General features: G+C 65.9%; 17 protein-coding genes. All 17 read right to left on the bottom strand.

The window, feature by feature from the left end; genetic code table 11:
• The 17 genes from A9G05_RS07375 to flgG all read right to left on the bottom strand — a co-directional run bounded on the left by A9G05_RS07375 (position 1) and on the right by flgG (position 16,983).
• Positions 1-684, bottom strand: a complete 684-nt coding sequence (locus A9G05_RS07375; RefSeq protein ID WP_069560353.1) for a PIG-L deacetylase family protein — start codon at positions 682-684, stop codon at positions 1-3.
• Complete coding sequence (locus tag A9G05_RS07370; RefSeq protein WP_069560352.1) at positions 674-2,041, bottom strand: FAD-dependent oxidoreductase; 1,368 nt, start codon at positions 2,039-2,041, stop codon at positions 674-676. The genes A9G05_RS07375 and A9G05_RS07370 overlap by 11 nt, the downstream gene beginning before the upstream one ends.
• Positions 2,038-2,715, bottom strand: a complete 678-nt coding sequence (locus tag A9G05_RS07365; RefSeq protein WP_069560351.1) for a class I SAM-dependent methyltransferase — start codon at positions 2,713-2,715, stop codon at positions 2,038-2,040. The genes A9G05_RS07370 and A9G05_RS07365 overlap by 4 nt, the downstream gene beginning before the upstream one ends.
• The gene (locus tag A9G05_RS07360; RefSeq protein ID WP_171902702.1) at positions 2,712-3,395 is read right to left on the bottom strand and encodes a WbqC family protein; all 684 of its coding nucleotides are present in this window, start codon (positions 3,393-3,395) and stop codon (positions 2,712-2,714) included. Before A9G05_RS07360 ends, A9G05_RS07365 begins: the two co-directional genes overlap by 4 nt.
• Positions 3,396-3,399: 4 nt before the next feature.
• Positions 3,400-3,972 carry a UDP-4-amino-4,6-dideoxy-N-acetyl-beta-L-altrosamine N-acetyltransferase gene (gene pseH / locus A9G05_RS07355; protein ID WP_069560349.1) on the bottom strand — a complete coding sequence of 191 codons (573 nt, stop codon included), beginning with the start codon at positions 3,970-3,972 and terminating at the stop codon, positions 3,400-3,402.
• Entirely contained in the window at positions 3,969-5,042 is a 1,074-nt protein-coding gene (locus A9G05_RS07350; protein WP_069560348.1) for an N-acetylneuraminate synthase family protein, read from the bottom strand. Before A9G05_RS07350 ends, pseH begins: the two co-directional genes overlap by 4 nt.
• Before the next feature lie 22 nt (positions 5,043-5,064).
• The gene (gene pseG, locus A9G05_RS07345) at positions 5,065-6,132 is read right to left on the bottom strand and encodes a UDP-2,4-diacetamido-2,4,6-trideoxy-beta-L-altropyranose hydrolase (RefSeq protein WP_069560347.1); all 1,068 of its coding nucleotides are present in this window, start codon (positions 6,130-6,132) and stop codon (positions 5,065-5,067) included.
• Position 6,133: 1 nt separating this feature from the next.
• On the bottom strand, positions 6,134-6,838 hold the full coding sequence (pseF, locus tag A9G05_RS07340) for a pseudaminic acid cytidylyltransferase (RefSeq protein ID WP_069560346.1): 705 nt from the start codon (positions 6,836-6,838) through the stop codon (positions 6,134-6,136).
• Entirely contained in the window at positions 6,835-7,455 is a 621-nt protein-coding gene (locus tag A9G05_RS07335; protein ID WP_069560345.1) for a pseudaminic acid biosynthesis-associated methylase, read from the bottom strand. Before A9G05_RS07335 ends, pseF begins: the two co-directional genes overlap by 4 nt.
• A 13-nt stretch (positions 7,456-7,468) precedes the next feature.
• The gene (pseC, locus tag A9G05_RS07330) at positions 7,469-8,626 is read right to left on the bottom strand and encodes a UDP-4-amino-4,6-dideoxy-N-acetyl-beta-L-altrosamine transaminase (protein ID WP_069560344.1); all 1,158 of its coding nucleotides are present in this window, start codon (positions 8,624-8,626) and stop codon (positions 7,469-7,471) included.
• A gap of 2 nt (positions 8,627-8,628) precedes the next feature.
• On the bottom strand, positions 8,629-9,624 hold the full coding sequence (gene pseB / locus A9G05_RS07325) for a UDP-N-acetylglucosamine 4,6-dehydratase (inverting) (protein ID WP_069560343.1): 996 nt from the start codon (positions 9,622-9,624) through the stop codon (positions 8,629-8,631).
• A gap of 184 nt (positions 9,625-9,808) precedes the next feature.
• Positions 9,809-11,113 carry a flagellar hook-associated protein FlgL gene (gene flgL, locus A9G05_RS07320; protein WP_069560342.1) on the bottom strand — a complete coding sequence of 435 codons (1,305 nt, stop codon included), beginning with the start codon at positions 11,111-11,113 and terminating at the stop codon, positions 9,809-9,811.
• A gap of 12 nt (positions 11,114-11,125) precedes the next feature.
• Positions 11,126-13,150 (bottom strand): flagellar hook-associated protein FlgK, encoded by a 2,025-nt coding sequence (gene flgK / locus A9G05_RS07315; RefSeq protein ID WP_069560341.1) that lies wholly within the window; start codon positions 13,148-13,150, stop codon positions 11,126-11,128.
• 9 nt (positions 13,151-13,159) lie between these two features.
• Entirely contained in the window at positions 13,160-14,338 is a 1,179-nt protein-coding gene (flgJ, locus tag A9G05_RS07310; protein WP_069560340.1) for a flagellar assembly peptidoglycan hydrolase FlgJ, read from the bottom strand.
• A gap of 10 nt (positions 14,339-14,348) precedes the next feature.
• A complete protein-coding gene (locus A9G05_RS07305; RefSeq protein WP_069560339.1) occupies positions 14,349-15,449 on the bottom strand; it encodes a flagellar basal body P-ring protein FlgI in 1,101 nt (366 codons plus the stop codon).
• A gap of 14 nt (positions 15,450-15,463) precedes the next feature.
• Positions 15,464-16,177 carry a flagellar basal body L-ring protein FlgH gene (gene flgH / locus A9G05_RS07300; protein ID WP_069560338.1) on the bottom strand — a complete coding sequence of 238 codons (714 nt, stop codon included), beginning with the start codon at positions 16,175-16,177 and terminating at the stop codon, positions 15,464-15,466.
• Between the two features lie 20 nt (positions 16,178-16,197).
• The gene (flgG, locus tag A9G05_RS07295; RefSeq protein WP_069560337.1) at positions 16,198-16,983 is read right to left on the bottom strand and encodes a flagellar basal-body rod protein FlgG; all 786 of its coding nucleotides are present in this window, start codon (positions 16,981-16,983) and stop codon (positions 16,198-16,200) included.
• Positions 16,984-16,991 lie beyond the last annotated feature (8 nt).

Below are 16,991 nucleotides of genomic sequence, written 5' to 3'. Positions count from 1 at the left end.
TCAGAAGGAATTGAGTCGACGGCCGAGGACGAATGCCTCGGCCGCCTGCATGCCGACACTGGCGCCACGCCAGCGTGCCAGGTGCTCCACCGCACGCAGCGAACGAGGATGCGGCCAGGCACGCATCTCCATGGCATAGATGTCCAGCGCCTGGAGCTTTGCCTCCAGGGTGTCCTCGATGTCGTTGAACCAGGTCGGCCAGAACTGCGGAGCACTCTGGCTCACCTGCCACTCGGTGGATGAAGGGATTTCGAAGAACAGCAGGGTATGGACCGGGTGACCGGGTTGCGGACGGCATGCCGTCACCACCGCCTCGTGCAGGCGTCGGTGATCGATGTTCACATCGCCGCTCCAGTGGGTGTAGACGATGCCGGGCTGGATACGGTCGACCAGTGCTTCGACGGGCTTGATGACGTCCAGCCGATCGAGCCCATCCAGGCGGTTGTCCGGCAGGTCGCAGCGCTCCAGCCCGGCTACGCCAAGATGACGGTTGGCCTGGGTACAGGCATCGCGCAGGGCCTGCTGCTCCGCCTCTTCCGGCGTACCGCGGCTGAAAAGTCCCTGAGCCATGATCGCCACATGCACCTCATCGCCCCGCGCCACATGCCGCGCGATGCTGCCGCCGCAGCCCAGCACCTCGTCATCCGGGTGGGCCGCTATCACCAGAACCCGCTCAGTTCCCATGGATGCCTCCCTGCTCAAGGTCCGGCTGGCCGAAACGCGACGCCAACTGCACCGCGGTATCCAGCAACGTATCAGTGGTGAAAAAGGTCTCCGCCGCATTGCGTCCGCACAGCAACAAGGCCGGGAAGCGGCGTAGCAGACGCTCGCGCAGCTCGCGGCTGGCGGCCTCCTGCGCCACGGTGATCTCCGGAAAACCGTTGGCCACCGGTTGCTCAAGGACCAACCGGGCCTGACAGCCCGCCCCCAGCACTCCGCAGCGCCGCAGCTCATCGAGGATGGCGCGAGCCTGCTGCTCGGGTTCCACGCCTACGGTATCCACGGCCTCCACCGTCATGCGCCGGCTGCTGCCCTGTGCAGGCAAGAAGTTCTCGTAAAGCGTGATGCGGAACGTCTTGACATCGGCATCGTTCAAGTAGAGGTAGTGGCAGTCGCAGGCCGGCGGCTGGTCCAGCACGAAGTGGAACAGTCGCAACGGCAGGAAGCGCGGCGGTGCTCCGTCCACCCGCTCCCCCATCGCGCGAGCCAGGTGAGCCAGCGGCGCGCTCCAGATCAGGTGCTCGAAGGGAATGTCCTGCCCGTCGGCCAGGCGCAACGAACGAGCATCCACCTCCATACGCTCCACCTGGGCGCTGGTCAGCAGGCGTCCGCCTCGGGCCTCGAAACGGCGGCACAGCGCGTCGATCCATGCCCCCATGCCCCCTTCGGCTGGATAGCGGTGCCGCACCGCACTGCGCCCTTCCAGGTAGTCGCGGAACGCCACCTTGCGGTCGTAGAGCGGCGAGCGCTTCAGCTCACGGCACACCTCGGCCGAGCCGACGATCACACGGCCATACCCGAGGAAACGGTGACTGTTGGCGCTCAGCTCGTTGAACGGCGCCTGATAGAGGCGCCGCAGCAGCGGAAAGAACACCGTTTCCGCCAGTGCATCCCCGAAATGCCGGCGCAGGGCTGCTTCGAGGTCAGGCGCCCCCTGGTCGCTGGACAGGGTATTGAGCAGCCCCGCCAGGCACGCCTGGTAGGCGGCCTCGGGCAGCCGGGTGATATCGATGAACTGGCTGCGGGTGTCGAGCACACCGGCAAACGCATTGCCCACCTGCAGCACCGGCACCTCATGCCAGGCAAGCCCAGGCACCTCGAACAGCAGGCCATCGACGACCGCATCGCCCGTCATTGCCGGGATGTGCGTGCCGATGTCGAAGACCTGCCCGCTGGCATCACGAAACGAGCGCAACAGGCCACCGCAAGCCGGCGCGCGCTCCAGCAACGTCACGGGCAAGCCGCAGGCCTGAGCCCAGGCCGCCGCCAGCAAACCGGCGATACCGCCCCCCACCACGACGACCGGACGCTGTGCGGTCATGGCTGCTCTCCCGGCTTGCGTGCCACCAGATTCCACGAGGCGAAGCGATGGCCATCGGCCGGCTCATGCCGGAGCGCCTGCTTCTCCTCCAGAAACACCAGTTCGAAACCGGCAAAGAGGTCCCGCAGGTGGGCCTCATCGGAAAAATGCACACGCCCCGTACCGGCAAACGAGCCCTGGGTGATGTTGGTACGGGTGCGACCGTCCTCGGCCATGTCCCCCAGTTGCGCATCCGAGTGCCGCGAGGAGTACCAGTCGATGCCGATGAACAGCCCTCCCGGTCGCAACGACTCCAGCACCAGGGACAGGCAGCGACGAATCGCCGACTCGCCGTTGCAGGTGAGCGAGGCGCGATCCAGCACCAGGTCGAAGCCGACCGGGAATGGCAACGCCTGAGTGAAATCCCCGTTAACGATGCACCCATTCAGCCCTGTGAAGCGCTGATGCAGCTGACCAACGATGGTCGGGCTGCCCTCCACCGCGTGGTAATCCACCCCCAGGGACTGGAAGAACGGAATATTGGCGCCCGCGCCGCAACCCAGCTCCAGCACTCGCTTCCCAGGGCCCAGATCGCGGCAGTGGCGCTTGGTCAGACTGACCACATCAGACCAGGGCCAGATGGAAAGGTGAGTGCTGGCGGCGTAGCGCTGTTCCCACTCGATGGAAAAACTCATGTCAGCTCCCTGAATCCAGCGCGGCTGTCGCCGCAATTCATCCACCAGTCCAGCACACCAAGACCGGGCACGAACGTGCCCCAGAGCTGGGGATAGGTGGGCGGCGTGAAGGCCTGGTACTGCACGGCAATGCCCTGCTCGGCAAAGGCGGCCTCGTCGAGGTAGTGGCGACCGAGGGCGCCTGAGAGGTAGGCGTCGGCCCCGAGGTCCAGGCAGATGTCCAGCACCAGCTGAGACTTGCGGCTGTCGATGGCCAGCTCGCTGGCCCGCACCACGGGCGTGTCGATACCCAACTGGTCCAGCCAGAAGCCCAACTGACGCCAGCAGAGTTCGGCGAGGTTGTCCTGCCGCTCGCCATAGAGCTGCTCCAACTGCGCGTAGCGTTCGGCGAAGCGTGGCGCCCGGCGGTAGTTCATGGCCACTGCCTTGAGGTGGTCACGGCGCCAATCACGGCTTTCATCAATGCGTGTCTCGCGCAGAGTGCTGGCCAGGTGGCCACGGCTGAGCACCGGTATGGTCAGCCACTGCGCGCCCTGGGGGGTTTTGATGCGGTTGCGGTTGATGAAGCTGTTCTTCTCGAACTGCACCGTGTCGAGGAAGACGAAGCGGTCGACCCGGGCGATGCGGTCAAAGTAGCCCAGCCACGGCAGGTAGGCCGGCTGGTGGATGGCGATCCGCAAAGGGTTAGCCTCCACCGAAGAGCCCCTCTGCAATCTGGTCGCGACAGGCGTGCCAGTGGTCCGCGAATAACGCCAACACCACAACATCGAAGAGGCCATCATCACGCTGCACATGCTGGCGTAACAGGCCCTCCTCTGAGAAGCCGAAGCGCTTGTGCAGCTTGGTCACCCGCTCATTGAAGGACAGCACCTCGCAGCAGAGCTTACGGATACCCAGTTCGTCGAAGATGTATTCCAGCGCCAGATACTCCATGACGGCACCAATACCCTTGGGCAAGCCATCGCGCTCGTCGGAGAGGTTGAAGGCCCAACAGCAACGCTGGTGTCGGCGCTCGATCAGAGAGACGGCTACGTAGCCGGCTGGCTTCCCGCGATACAGAAAGATCAAGTGACGGGCGTCTGGGTTCTGCAACTCGTAATGCAGCCACTCCTGGTGCTCTTCCCAAGCGATGACACGGTTGTTGTACATGCAAGAGCGGATTGATTCCTCATTGCGCCAGCGCAGGATGGCCGCCGAGTCACCCTCGGTAAGTGGGCGCAGACTGAAGTCCTTCCGACTGAAACCAAGACCCCTCATGATGCATCCCCCTTCTGGAAGTCCCCGAGAGCAAGCCATTCGCCCGCCCCGATGTCCCTGCTCGCACGACAGCCCAGAGCCAGGTCGAAATAGGCCGGAGACAGCCCGGTGCCGGGCCTGCGCAAGCCGATGTTGCCCTCCCCTAGCAACTCGCCAGCCGCGATGGGGCGCAAGGCTACGAGGCTGCGTCGAGCGAGCATTCGCATGTCCTCTTCGGCGCGGGTCGGGCGCAGGTAGGGCGAACCGATGATGACGTCAGCGCGGTGAATGCTGCCGATCCACTCGGCCAAGCCCTCGGGGTTCTCGGAGAACCAGTGGTCCGGCCCGGGCAGGTCGTGATCGAGGGTGAAGTGTTTCTCGAACAGGCGCGCCCCACGTGCCACGGCCAGGGAAGCAGCCAGCGGCCCCTGGGTGTGGTCGGAGAAGCCGGTCAGCAGTCCCGGGAAGGCTTGTTGCAAGGTGCCCAACTTGGCCAGGTTCACGTCCTCGTCAGGCGTCGGGTACTGCGAAGTGCACAGCAACAGCGCCACGTGGGCTCCCTCGAACCAGCCCACGGTCTCCAGCGCCTGGTGCACCTCGGCCAGGTCGCTCATGCCACAGGACAGGATCAGCGGCAGGCCCGCACCGGCGTAATGACGCAGCAGCGGCAGGTTGCTGAAGTCATCGGAGCCGACCTTGATCGCCGGCACGCCGATCCGCTGCAGCAAGTCGAGGTCGCTGCGATTCTGCGGCGAGGAGAAGAAGGTGATGCCGACCTTGGCGCAATGCGCCTTGACCGCACGCCACTGCACCTCACTGAACTCGTAGCGCTGGAACATCGCCAGCATGGACTCGGTGACGCTGCGCCCCTGGGACTGGTAGGTGAACATCTGCTGCGGGTCGCCGCAGAACTCCTCGGCCTTGAAGGTCTGGAACTTGACCGCATCGGCCCCTGCCTCGCGGGCGACCTCGATCATCCTCAGGGCCAGGTCGAGCTCGCCGTTGTGGTTGATCCCCACCTCGGCGATGCAATAGGGCTTCTGCTCGGGGCCGATGGGGCGCCCGGCGATCTGGAAATGACGTGTCGACATGCTTGCATCCTCCACGACCGGCTCAGGAGCCGGCCATTGCGTCCATGAGTGCGCGCCCGACACGGGCGACGCCGAGGCCATCGACCTGGTCCCAGGCCCGCCGGGACATGCCGCGCAGTAGCTCGGCGTCGAGGCCCTCCAGCACGCGCTGGTAGTCGGCGGATGACACGTCGGCGTGCTCACCCAGGTCGATGGCAAGGCCGAGCCCGTCCAGCCCCCGGGCCAGCTCACGCTGGTTTTCCGCCAGCACCACCACCAGAGCCGGCAGCCCAAGAGCACAGCGCTCCCAGGAAGACGAGCCAGCGGCGCCGATGGCCAGGTCCGCCACGGCCATCAGCCGGGCCATGTAATCGATCTGGCAGTGCAGGTGCCAGCCCTGGGCGGTACAGAGGCGCTCCAGCACCTTGTGATCACCGTGCCCAAGGCCGATGACCACATCCACCTGCAGTTGCGGCCGCCAATCTGCCAGCGCCTGCAGGGCCTTGAGGGTCTCGCCCTGGTCGTCGCCACCAGTGAAGAACACCAGCAGACGCTTCAGCTCACCGGCGCGCGGTGCGATTCCTTCACGGGCACACAGGAACTCCTCGCGCAGCAGGGCGTAGGACGGACCGAACAGCGTCGTTGCAGAGCAGGTCAGATGGCTGGCGTAGCGTGCATGCGGTTCGGCATGCAGGCCCGGGTCCAGCAGCAGGTCGCAGTCCAAGGGGCGGTTGGCCAGGTCGTCCAGCACCATGACGCGCGACGCATGACGACGTGCAAGGCCATGCCACTCGGCGTCCAGACCGTAGTGGTCGACGACGCACCAGTCGAAATGGCGTTCGCCCAGCAATCCATGCAACGCCTCGGCATCGGCGCGGTTATCGATCCGCGCTTCGGCGGTACAGGCCGCCGTCTCGTCAGCAGCGCTCGCGGGCAGCCTCAGCAGCGCGTAGTCGCTCGGCACCAGCGCAAGGGGCGCAGCGGGCAGGTCACGGCAGGCGAAGGTCAATCCGGCACCCTGCTCGTACAGTTCGCGGGCGAGCGTCAGGCAGCGCATCAGGTGGCCGCTACCCATGACGGGCGATGCATCCACACGAAACAGCACCTGCATCTCAGATATCCCCCTCCAGCAGCAGGGCGGCGTACATCAGCTCGGCACGGTGCCAGTCGTCGGGACCGTCGATGTCCTGCACCAGGTAGCGCGGCAGGATCAGCGGCAGCGAATGCGGGGCGTGTACCGCCTTGCCTGCGAGCCAGGCACTTGTACGCCCCCAGTAGAACTGACCGGCGTCATGGTAGGCGCGCTCCAGGTCCTGGGAACGGGTTTCGTAGAACTCGGGATAGAGCGACTCGACGCCGCCATCGGCGGCAACCCGCAGGGCACGCTGCACCGGCGAGGCGAAATCGGTGACGGTGAAGGCGAAATCCTTCTCCGGATGTGCCGCCAACAGTTCGAAGCCCTCACTGAGCTTCTCCGGCAATACCAGAGGGGCGGTGGCGTAGAGGCAGCAGGTGTAGTCGGGGTGGTCGCCAACGGCAGCCAACTCACGGAGCGCATGCTGGATGACCTCGACCGTGCCGGCATGATCATCGGCCAGGGCCGCCGGACGCATGAAGGGCACCTCGGCCCCCAGTTCGCGGGCCACGCTGGCGATCTCCTCGTCGTCGGTGCTGACGATGACGCGGTCGAACAGCCCCGACAGCAAGGCCGCGCGGATCGGGTAGGCGATCATCGGCTGGCCCTGGAAGAGCTTGAGGTTCTTGCGCGGGATGCGCTTGCTGCCGCCTCGGGCGGGGATGATGGCGACGCGGCTCATGGGCGCTTCTCCAACAGGAACCAGTTCATATCATCGGCCGGGAAGTTCACATCACGCCGATAGATAAAGCCGTAGTCCACCAGGCGCAGGTCCTCGTAGCGGTCGAGCAGCTCGCCGGCGAAGTCGCGCTTGAACAGCTTGCCCGTGTGCCCCCGGTAGCTGACTTCCACCGGTGAGGGGTTGTAGTACTCGGCGACGAGCACGTAGCGCCGGCTGGCCTCGTACAACTTGGCGTAGGCCTTGGGCAGCAGCTCGGGCGGCAGGTGGATGAGCACCCCACGGGTGAACGCCAGGTCCACCGGCTGGTGTACCGGGTAGTCGAACAGCGAGCCGTGCCAGACCTCGGCGATTCCCAGTGACTGGGCGATGACGTGGGCCTTGGCATTCAGCTCGACGCCATGCAGGGCGGCGTCCGGCAGCAGCCGATGCAGCGCCTGGAGGTTGAGCCCGCGGTTGGTGCCCAGCTCCAGCAGGCTGTCGAGGCGCCCGGCACGGCGCAGGGCCTGGGCGAAGAAGGCGGTGGCGCTGGCTACGTGGCGCTCGCCGTCGTTGCGGTCGACGTAGTCGTCACCGAACTCGCCCTGCCAGAAACGTTCCTGCTCGGTCAGTTCGCGCATAGCGCGTCTCCTGTCAGCGCAGGAGGGCGGTCAGTGCCTGCACCACCCGCTCCTGCTGGTCATCGGTCATGCCGTGGAAGAGCGGCAGGCTCAGGGCCTCGGCGTAGTAGCGCTCGGCCTCGGGGAAGTCGCCCGGGGCAAAGCCCAGCCGCTGGTAGTGAGGCTGCAGGTGCACCGGGATGTAATGCAGGTTGACGCCGATGCCGGCGGCCCGCAGCCCCTCGAACACCTCACGGTGGCTGCGGCGGATGGCGTTCAGGCGCAGGCGCACCGGGTAGAGGTGCCAGGCCGAGTCGGCCCCCTCCTGGCGGCCCGGCAGGCGCAGCGGCAGATCGGCGAGCAGCTCGTCGTAGCGGTCGGCCAGGGCCCGGCGACGAGTGACGAAGGCCTCCAAACGCTGCAACTGGGAGAAGCCGAGGGCGGCCTGCAGATCGGTCATGCGGTAGTTGAAGCCCAGTTCCAGCTGCTGGTAGTACCAGGGGCCGTGGCTGGCTTCGGTCATGGCGGCCGGGTCACGGGTGATGCCGTGGCTGCGCAGGCGCCGCAGGCGCTCCGCCAGGTGCGGGTCCTGGGTGGTGAGCATGCCGCCTTCGCCGGTGGTGATGATCTTCACCGGGTGGAAGCTGAACACGCTGATGTCGGCATGGGCGCCGCAGCCCACCGGGCGCCCGAGGTAGGCGGCGCCGACGGCGTGGGAGGCGTCCTCGATCACGCGGAAGCCGTAGCGCCGGGCCAGTGCGGCGATGCGCGCCATGTCGCAGCTCTGCCCGGCGAAGGCCACCGGCACCAGCACCTTGGGCAACCGGCCGCGCTGCTCGGCCTGGGCGAGGCGAACCTCCAGCAGGTCCACGTCGAGGTTGAGGGTGCGCGGGTCGATGTCGACGAAGTCCACCTGGGCGCCGCAGTAGAGCGCGCAATTGGCGCTGGCGACGAAGGTGTTGGGGCTGGTCCAGAGCCAGTCCCCCGGGCCCAGGTCGAGGGCCAGGCAGGCGATGTGCAGGGCTGCCGTGGCGCTGCTGACGGCGATGCCATGGGCGGCCTCGCAGCGGGCGGCGAAGGCGCCCTCGAAACGCTCGATGGCCGGCCCCTGGGTCAGCCAGTCGGAGTTGAGGGTCTCGACGACGGCGTCGATGTCCGCCTGGGAAATGCTCTGGCGTCCGTAGGGAATCATGCTCAGGACCAGGCCTCGGCCAGCTCGCGCAGCTCGGCGACGCTGAGGTAGTGGGGATTGCTGTCGGAGACGTACTCGAAGCCCTCCTCCACCGCCCGCCCGATCCCTCCCAGGCCGTCACAGGCGTAGTCGTACTGCATGTTGAAGTTGATGGAGGGGGCGATGACGAAGTGGCTGTCGAATTCCCAGGTGTGGGAGCTGTCATCACGGGAAATCATCATTTCGTGCAGTTTCTCGCCGGGGCGGATGCCCACCAGGCGATGGGGCAGGCCCGGTGCGAGGGCCTCGGCCAGGTCGGTGATACGTGCGGAGGGGATCTTCGGCACGAACAGCTCACCGCCCTGCATGCGCTCGAAGCTGCGCATGACGAAGTCGACGCCCTGGTCGAGGGTGATCCAGAAGCGGGTCATGCGCGCATCGGTGATCGGCAGCTCGCGGGCACCGTCGGCCAGCAGCTTGCGGAAGAACGGCAGCACCGAGCCCCGCGAGCCGACCACATTGCCGTAGCGGACGACGGCGAAGCGGGTCTGGTGGTCGCCGGTGATGTTGTTGGCGGCAACGAACAGCTTGTCGCTCAGCAGCTTGGTGGCGCCGTAGAGGTTGATGGGGCTGGAGGCCTTGTCGGTGGAGAGCGCCACCACTTTCTGCACGCCGTTGGCGATGGCGCCGTTGATGATGTTCTCGGCGCCGCCGACGTTGGTGCGGATGCATTCGGTGGGGTTGTATTCGGCAGCCGGTACCTGCTTGAGGGCTGCGGCGTGCACCACCAGGTCGATGCCACGCAGGGCCTGCTGGACGCGGTCGGCGTCGCGCACGTCGCCGAGGAAGTAGCGCATGCAGGGGGCGTTGAACTCCTGCTGCATTTCGTACTGTTTGAGTTCGTCCCGCGAGAACACCACCACGCGCTTGGGCTGGTAGCGCTGGAGCAGGCTGCGGATGAAGGAGCGACCGAACGAGCCGGTACCTCCGGATACGAATACGGACTTGCCATCGAACATGCGTGTTCTCCCCTGCCCTGCCGCCACCGGCTTCGCCGACGGCCCTGCGCCTGTCGTGCTGACGGAATTATGGCGTTCTATTCGGTTTTCAGGTCACGAAGCAAGCATGGTGCCAACCCACCGGAATGCAAGGCGACGCCGTGTCCCAGGGACAGGGCGTCGCCAGCAGTGCGCAGAAGGCCGATCAGTTGAGGAAGTTGAACAGGCTCAGGCCGTTGATCTTGACGAAGCTCTGCTGGGCCGCCTGCAGGATGGTGGACTGCAGGGTGAGACGCGAGATGGCCTCGGCGTAGTCCAGGTCCTCCAGCTCGGATTGCACGGCCTTGTTCACCAGGCTGACGTCGTCGACGAACCCTTCGGTGGTCTCCAGGGTGTTGAGGCGCGCGCCGATGGAGCCCTGCACGGCAAGCACCTTGGTGTTCACCGCTTCAAGGTTGGACAGCGCCACCGCCACCGAGTCGCGAGTCTGCAGATTCCCCACCGGGCCGTCGGAGGAGGACTGAAGGGCTTTGCGCAGGTCGGAGACCACGTTCAACAGCCCGCGCTTCTCCTGGGATGGGTTGCGGTTGATGCTGAAGTCGTCGCCAGTGGCGGGATTGCCGTCGATCTGCACCTTGACGCCGCCATAGGTGACGAAGTTAGGGGTGGCCGTGTTGGTATCGAACGCTCCGGTAGCCAACTGCCCAGTCGGCGGCGTCGCGGGGTTGTAGGTGGTCCAGTCGTAAGCCGGCGGCAGGGTGGCCGGGTTGTAGACCACATAGTTCTGGGAGTCGAGGAAATGGATGCCGATGGCATCGGTGGCCACTGGCGGGTTGCTGGCGGGGAAGATGGTGTCGTAATCGACCTTGTCTATCACCAGGCCCTGGGCGATGCGCGCGGTACTGCCGGTACCGACGCTCCCCTGGGAGGTGGTCACGCGGTTGGCGTTGAACACGTCCTCGAACAGCGCCTTGCCGTTGTCACCCAGGGCGAGGAAGGTGCTGCTGGCCACCTGCACCTCGCGCCGGCCCTCGTCGCCCAGGTAGCTGTAGGTGCCGTCGGCATTACGGACGAACGGCGCGGTATCGGCCTGGGAGCCGCCGAACAGGTACTTGCCGCTGGAGTCACGACTGTTGAGCAGGCTGAGCAACTCGTCCTCGCGCTGCTGCAGCTCGGTGCCCAGGGCTGCCTTGTCAGTGGAGTCCTGGCCACCGTCACCTGCCTGTACGGCAATCTCGCGGATGCGCTGCAGCACGTTGCCCACCGAGTTCAGCACCGCTTCCTCGGCGTTGAGGCTGTTCTTGGCGGCGGTGATGTTCGACTTGTACTGGCCGTTCAGCGACTCCTCCTGGCTGAGTTGCAGGAGGCGCACGGAGGCCACCGGGTCGTCAGCCGGCGTGAGGAGGCGCTTGCCGGTGCTGATCTGTTCCTGGGTGCGGGTGACGTTGGAGTAGTTTCGCTGCAGGCCGGCAACCTGGTTGTTGAAGGCCTGGATGGTGGAGATTCTCATATCGCATCAGCCTCAGTTGAAGGCGCCGATCAGGGTATCGAACAGCGCCCGCGCAACTTGAATGACCTGGGCATTGGCATTGTAGTACTGCTGGAACCGGATGAGGCTGGCGGCCTCCTCGTCCAGGCTCACAGCCGACAGGGAGTCACGGCTGTCCTGGGCCTGGGCCTGCACCGCCTCGGCAGCGGCCGCGTTGATCCGCACCTGGGAGGTCAGCGCACCGACCTTCTCCACCAGAGCGCTGTAGGAGTCGTTGTAGGTGGCACTGGTGGCACCGATGTTGACCGTCTGCTTGGTCTGCAGCCCGACCAGGGCGAGGCCGTTGCGGTTGTCCGCCGTGCCCTTGGTGTTGAAGGCCAGGGTGAAGCTGTCGCCGCCCTGGGGAATGCCCGAGACAGTGAACTCGTAGGTGTAGCTGTTGTTGGTGGACGGATCGGTGTAGTTCAGCCGCAGGGTGTTGGTCTGCCCCGGGGTCAGCGCCGTGGTCGAGGGTGAGACATAGCTCAGGGTCGCGCCAGGCGGCAGGGCGCCGGTCAGGGTGTTGGTGGTCGAGTCGAACGTCAGCGTGCGACCGGTGGTGCCGAACAGGTCCTGCAGGTCGGTGAGGTCGATGGGCGATGGGCCGTTGACCAGCGCCGGCTGCCCGATGGCGCCGGTACCCCGGTTGTTGGTGGTGGCTTCGGCACGGGCCGAACCGGCGAACGCCAACTGGTCGGCGGACTGCAAGGTCGCGCCGAAGTCGGCAGCGCCGCGACGGGTCGGTTGCAGGGTGAAACGGTCACCGGCGGCCGGCAGTGCGTTCAACTGCACCTGGAAGCCCTGGTTGACGCCCGAGGCGTCGGCGAAGCTCAGGGTGTAGGGGCCGGTGCCGGTGACCGTGACGGTCATGCTGGCGTTGTCGGACAGGCGCAGCGCGGTGAAGTTGGTGCCGTCGAAGTCCAGCCGGTAGTCGCTGGAGGTCATCTGGCTGGTGTTGGTGATGTTGAGGACACCGCTGGCCGTACCGGTGTTGGTGGTGGCCGCGAGTACACGCAGGGATGCAGCCTGGGCCGAGTTGATGTCGGCGAAGAGCGGGCTGCCGGCCCGACCGACCAAATCCAGGCCCTGGCCCAGTTGCTTGTTGACCGTGTCGCTGATGGTGATGGCGAGCTGGCCCAGGGCGTTGTAGGACTGGTCCAGCGCGGTGTCTCGGTAGGCGATCAGGCCGCCCATCTCGCCACCGGTCACCTGATCGGTGACGATCTGCGAGACGCCGCCGGTGATGAGCTCGATCTGGTAGCGCGACGGATCGTTGACGCCCGGCGAGGCTTTCAGGGTGGAGGCGGAGCTGCCCACCACCAGCGGCTGACCGGTACCGATGAACAGGCTGAGGGTGCCGTCCTTCTGCTCCAGGGTCTTCACGCCGACCATCTCGGATATCTGCCGGATCGCCTCTTCGCGGGCGTCCAGCAGGTCGTTGGGCTCGGCGCCGTTGGCACGCGCTTTGGCGATGGCGTCGTTGTAGGAGGCGACGTTGGCAGCCAGGGAGTTGATCTGGGTGGTCAGCGCATCGAGCTGACTGTTGATCTGCTCGTTCTGCTTGTCGAACTGGCCGTAGAGCGTGTTGAAGGTGTCCGAGAGGCTCTTGGCCTGGGACAGCACGGCCTCGCGCCCGGCCAGGGACGCCGGGTCCTGGGAAGCGGTCTGCAGCGAGGTGAAGAAGCTCTTCAGCGCCGGGCTGATGCCGGTGGTGGTGCTGGACAGCAGCGAGTCGAGCTGTTCGATCTGGCTCTTGAATGCCTGCAGTTCGCTGTTCTGGCTGGTGGCCGTGCGCAACTGCGAGGTGAGGAACTCGCTGGCCAGCCGCCGCACATCCGTCACCTGGCTGCCGGAGCCGATGTAGCCGCCGCCGGTGAACTGCGGGAGGTTGGTCTGCTGAACGGTCTGCTGACGCGAAAAACCGGGCGTGTTGACGTTGCTGATGTTGTGCCCGGTGGTGGTCAGCGAGGTCTGCGTGCTGCGCAGGCCGGACAGGCCGATGTAGAGAAGGTCAGCCATTGCTCATCCTCATGAGTTGGGCACCGAACCGACCGATGCGACGGCCTGGTAGGTCTGCATCTGGCGCGCGATCTGCGTGACCTTGCGGGCGTACTGCGGGTCGGTGGCGTAGCCGGCCTGCTGCAGTTCGCGCACGAAGCGCTCAGGTTTGTCGGTCACTGCCAGTGCGTCCTGGTATCGGTCATTCCCCTGCAGGAAGCTCACGTAGTCACGGAAGCTCTGCCGGTACGAGTCGTAGGCGCGGAACGAGGCCGCTTCCTTGACGGCTTCGCCGCCCTTGTATTCGGTGGTCACGGCGCGGGCGGACTGACCGCCCCAGCCGTGGGATTTGATGCCGAACAGGTTGTGGCTGCTGCTGCCGTCCTGCTGGCGAATGATGGATTTGCCCCAACCGGTCTCCAGTGCTGCCTGGGCCACCAGGTAGCGTGGGTCGACGCCGATGCTCTTCGCCGCTTCCTGGGCCATGGGCATCATGGTGTCGATGAATTCCTGGGGTGAACTGAAAGCGGGCTTGCCCGGTGCCAGCGGCGGCTGGGCGATGCGCCGGCCGATCACGGCGCTGTCGCCATCCACCGAGGCCACGCCCCGCTCGGGTGCGCCATAGGACTTGGCTGGCAGCCAATCGGAACCAGCCAAGGCCTGCTTGCCGTCTGCGACTCCGGCAGGCGGCACGATGCCGGCCAGCAGGCGGTCGGTGAAGCGACTGGGCAGGCTGATGCGGCGCTGGGCCAGCAGTTTGGAATCGTCACGCCCCCCTTCCGGCGCGGCCGCGGGGCTGCTGCCCTTCTGCGGCCACTGGGCTCCGGCGGTCTCGGCCACCTGGGCGAAGGGGTTGGCCTTGCCGGTGGACTTGGTCTTGCTCAACTGGCGGGTCAGCACATCGGCCAGGCCGATGCCGTGGCCCTTGGAGATGGTGACCGCGAGCTGCTGGTCGTACATGTCGCGGTAGGTCTTGCTCTCGTTGCTGTTGAGGAAGTTGCCTTCGGCGAAGACGTCGCCGGCAGCACGCATGGACTTGAGCATCTCGTTGACGAACAGCGACTCGAACTCCTGAGCGACCTTCTTGACGTTTTCCTCGCCGTCGCGCCCCTTGCCCACCTTGAACTGGGCCATGCGGTTCAGGTCGGTGAAGGCACCGGAGTCGATGGCCCCGCGCGTGGCGAGGCCTGTAGTGAGCCTGGAGTCCATGATCGCTACCTCAGATCACGATCAGGTCAGCCTGGAGGGCGCCGGCTTGCTTGAGCGCCTCGAGGATGGCCATCAGGTCGGAAGGAGACGCCCCCACCTGGTTGACCGCGCGGACGATCTCGTCCAGCGAGGTACCGGGAGCGAACTTGAACATCGGCTTCGCCTCCTGGTCGGCCTTGACCTTGGAACGCGGTACGACAGCCGTCTGCCCGCCGGACAGTGCGCCCGGCTGACTGACGATGGGGTCTTCGGTGATGGTGACGGTGAGGCTGCCGTGGGTGACGGCGGCCGGCTGCACGCGCACGTCCTGGCCGATGACGATGGTGCCGGTGCGTGAATTGATGATGACCTTGGCCACGGCCTTGCCGGACTCGATCTCCAGGTTCTCGATCACCGAGAGGTAGTCGACGCGCTGATTCGGGTCCAGCGGGGCACTGACCCGCACCGAACCACCGTCGATGGCCTGGGCGACACCTGGGCCGAGCATCTCATTGAGCTTGTCGACGATGTTCTTGGCGGTGGTGAAGTCCGGGCGGTTGAGGTTCAGGGTCAGGGTATTGCCCTGGTCGAAGCCGCTCGGCACCGGGCGCTCGACGGTGGCACCTGCGGGAATCCGACCGGAGGACGGGACATTGACGGTGATCTTGGAGCCGTCGCTGCCCTGGGCGTCGAAGCCGCCCACCACCAGGTTGCCCTGGGCGATGGCGTAGACGTTGCCGTCGATGCCCTTCAGCGGGGTCATCAGCAGGCTGCCGCCGCGCAGGCTCTTGGCGTTGCCGATGGAGGAGATGGTCACGTCCAGGGTCTGGCCGGGCTTGGCGAAGGGCGGCAGGTCGGCGTGGATGGAGACGGCGGCGACGTTCTTCAACTGCACGTTGCCCGAGCCCTCCGGGACCTTGATGCCGAACTGCGCCAGCATGTTGTTGAAGGTCTGCAGGGTGAAGGGCGTCTGGGTGGTCTGGTCGCCGGTGCCGTTGAGCCCCACCACCAGGCCGTAGCCGATCAACTGGTTGTTACGCACGCCCTGAATGCTGGCCAGGTCCTTCAGGCGCTCGGCATGAGCGAAAGTACCGGCGAGCAACAGGCAAAGGGCTGCGATGAATCGTTTCATGTCGCGCTACCTGCTCAGAACGGCCACAGCGGGCTCATGAAGAAGCGGTCGAACCAGCCCGGCTGGCTGGCGTCGGCGAAGGCGCCGGTGCCCGAGTAGGTGATGCGGGCGTCCGCCACGCGAGTGGAGGACACGGTGTTGTCGGTGCCGATGTCGTCCGCACGCACCAGGCCGGCAATGCGCACCAGCTCGTCGCCGGTGTTCAGGGTCAGCCATTTCTCGCCACGCACGGCAAGGATGCCATTGGGCATCACTTCGGAGACGGTAACGGTGATTGAACCGGTCAGGCTGTTGCTCTGCCCCACCTTCGAGGTGCCGTTGGCATCACGGCTACCCGAGTAACCGGCGGACAGCGTGAGGTCCTCGGCCTCCAGGGGGTTCAGCTTGGAGCTGGGGTTGCTGATCGAGACGCCACCGCCGAACAGGGAAGTCAAGCCAAGGTTGGCAGTGCTGTTCTTCTGGATCTGCGAGTTGGCGTTCTTGCTGGCCTGGGTCCGCTCGTTGAGGGTGATGGTGATGATGTCACCCACGCGGTAGGCCTTGCGGTCGTTGTAGAGGTTGGTCTCGAACCCGGGCTGGTAGATGGCGCCGTTGTTCTGCGCGGCCGGCAGCGGGGTGCGGGGCAACACCGGTGCGTAGTACGGGTCGTTCGGCTTGGGCGGCGGCGCGACGCACCCGGCGAGAAGTTGGGTGGCGAGCAACGGGGCGATGATGAGCAGCCGGTTCATGACAACTTACCTCGGGGGCGTTACAGGTTCTGCGAGATGTAGCCGAGCATGGAGTCGGCGGTGGAGATGACCTTGGAGTTCATCTCGTAGGCACGCTGGGTGGTGATCATGTCCACCAGTTCCTCCACCACGCTGACGTTGGAGTTCTCCAGGGTGTTCTGCAGGACGTTGCCGAGTCCGGTGAGGCCCGGGGTGCCAACCTGCGGCGCACCACTGGCGGCGGTCTCCAGGAACAGGTTGTTGCCGATGGCCTGCAGGCCGCCGTAGTTGACGAAGTCGGCGGTCTGGATGTTGCCGATCACCTGGGGCGTGGGGTTGCCGAAGGTGGTCACCGAGGCGGTGCCATCCTCGCCAACGGTGAAGGTCTGGACCTGGGCGGGCAGGACGATGGCCGGCTCCAGGGGGTAGCCCTGGCTGGTGACGATCTGCCCGTCGGAGTTCAGGTGGAAGCTGCCGTCGCGGGTGTAGGAGACAGTGCCGTCCGGCAGGAGTATCTGGAAGAAGCCGCGCCCATTGATGGCGAGGTCGAGCGGCTGCTCGGTGGTCTGCAGGCTGCCCTGGGTGAAGATCTTCTGGGTGCCGGCGATGCGCACACCGGTACCCAGCTGCAGGCCGCTGGGAAGCTGGCTGTCCTGGGTGCTCTGGGCGCCGGGCTGGCGGCGGATCTGGTAGAGCAAGTCCTGGAATTCGGCGCGGTCGCGCTTGAAGCCGGTGGTGGAGACGTTGGCCAGGTTGTTGGAGATGGTGGTCAGGTTCATGTCCTGTGCCGCCAAACCCGTCTTGCTGACCCAAAGTGCCGGAATCATCGTCATTC

This window comes from Pseudomonas sp. ENNP23, from assembly GCF_001728945.1.
Lineage (GTDB): Bacteria > Pseudomonadota > Gammaproteobacteria > Pseudomonadales > Pseudomonadaceae > Metapseudomonas > Metapseudomonas otitidis.
The sequence above is the reverse complement of the archived record's forward strand: the minus strand, read 5'-3'. Positions and strand labels throughout refer to the sequence as shown.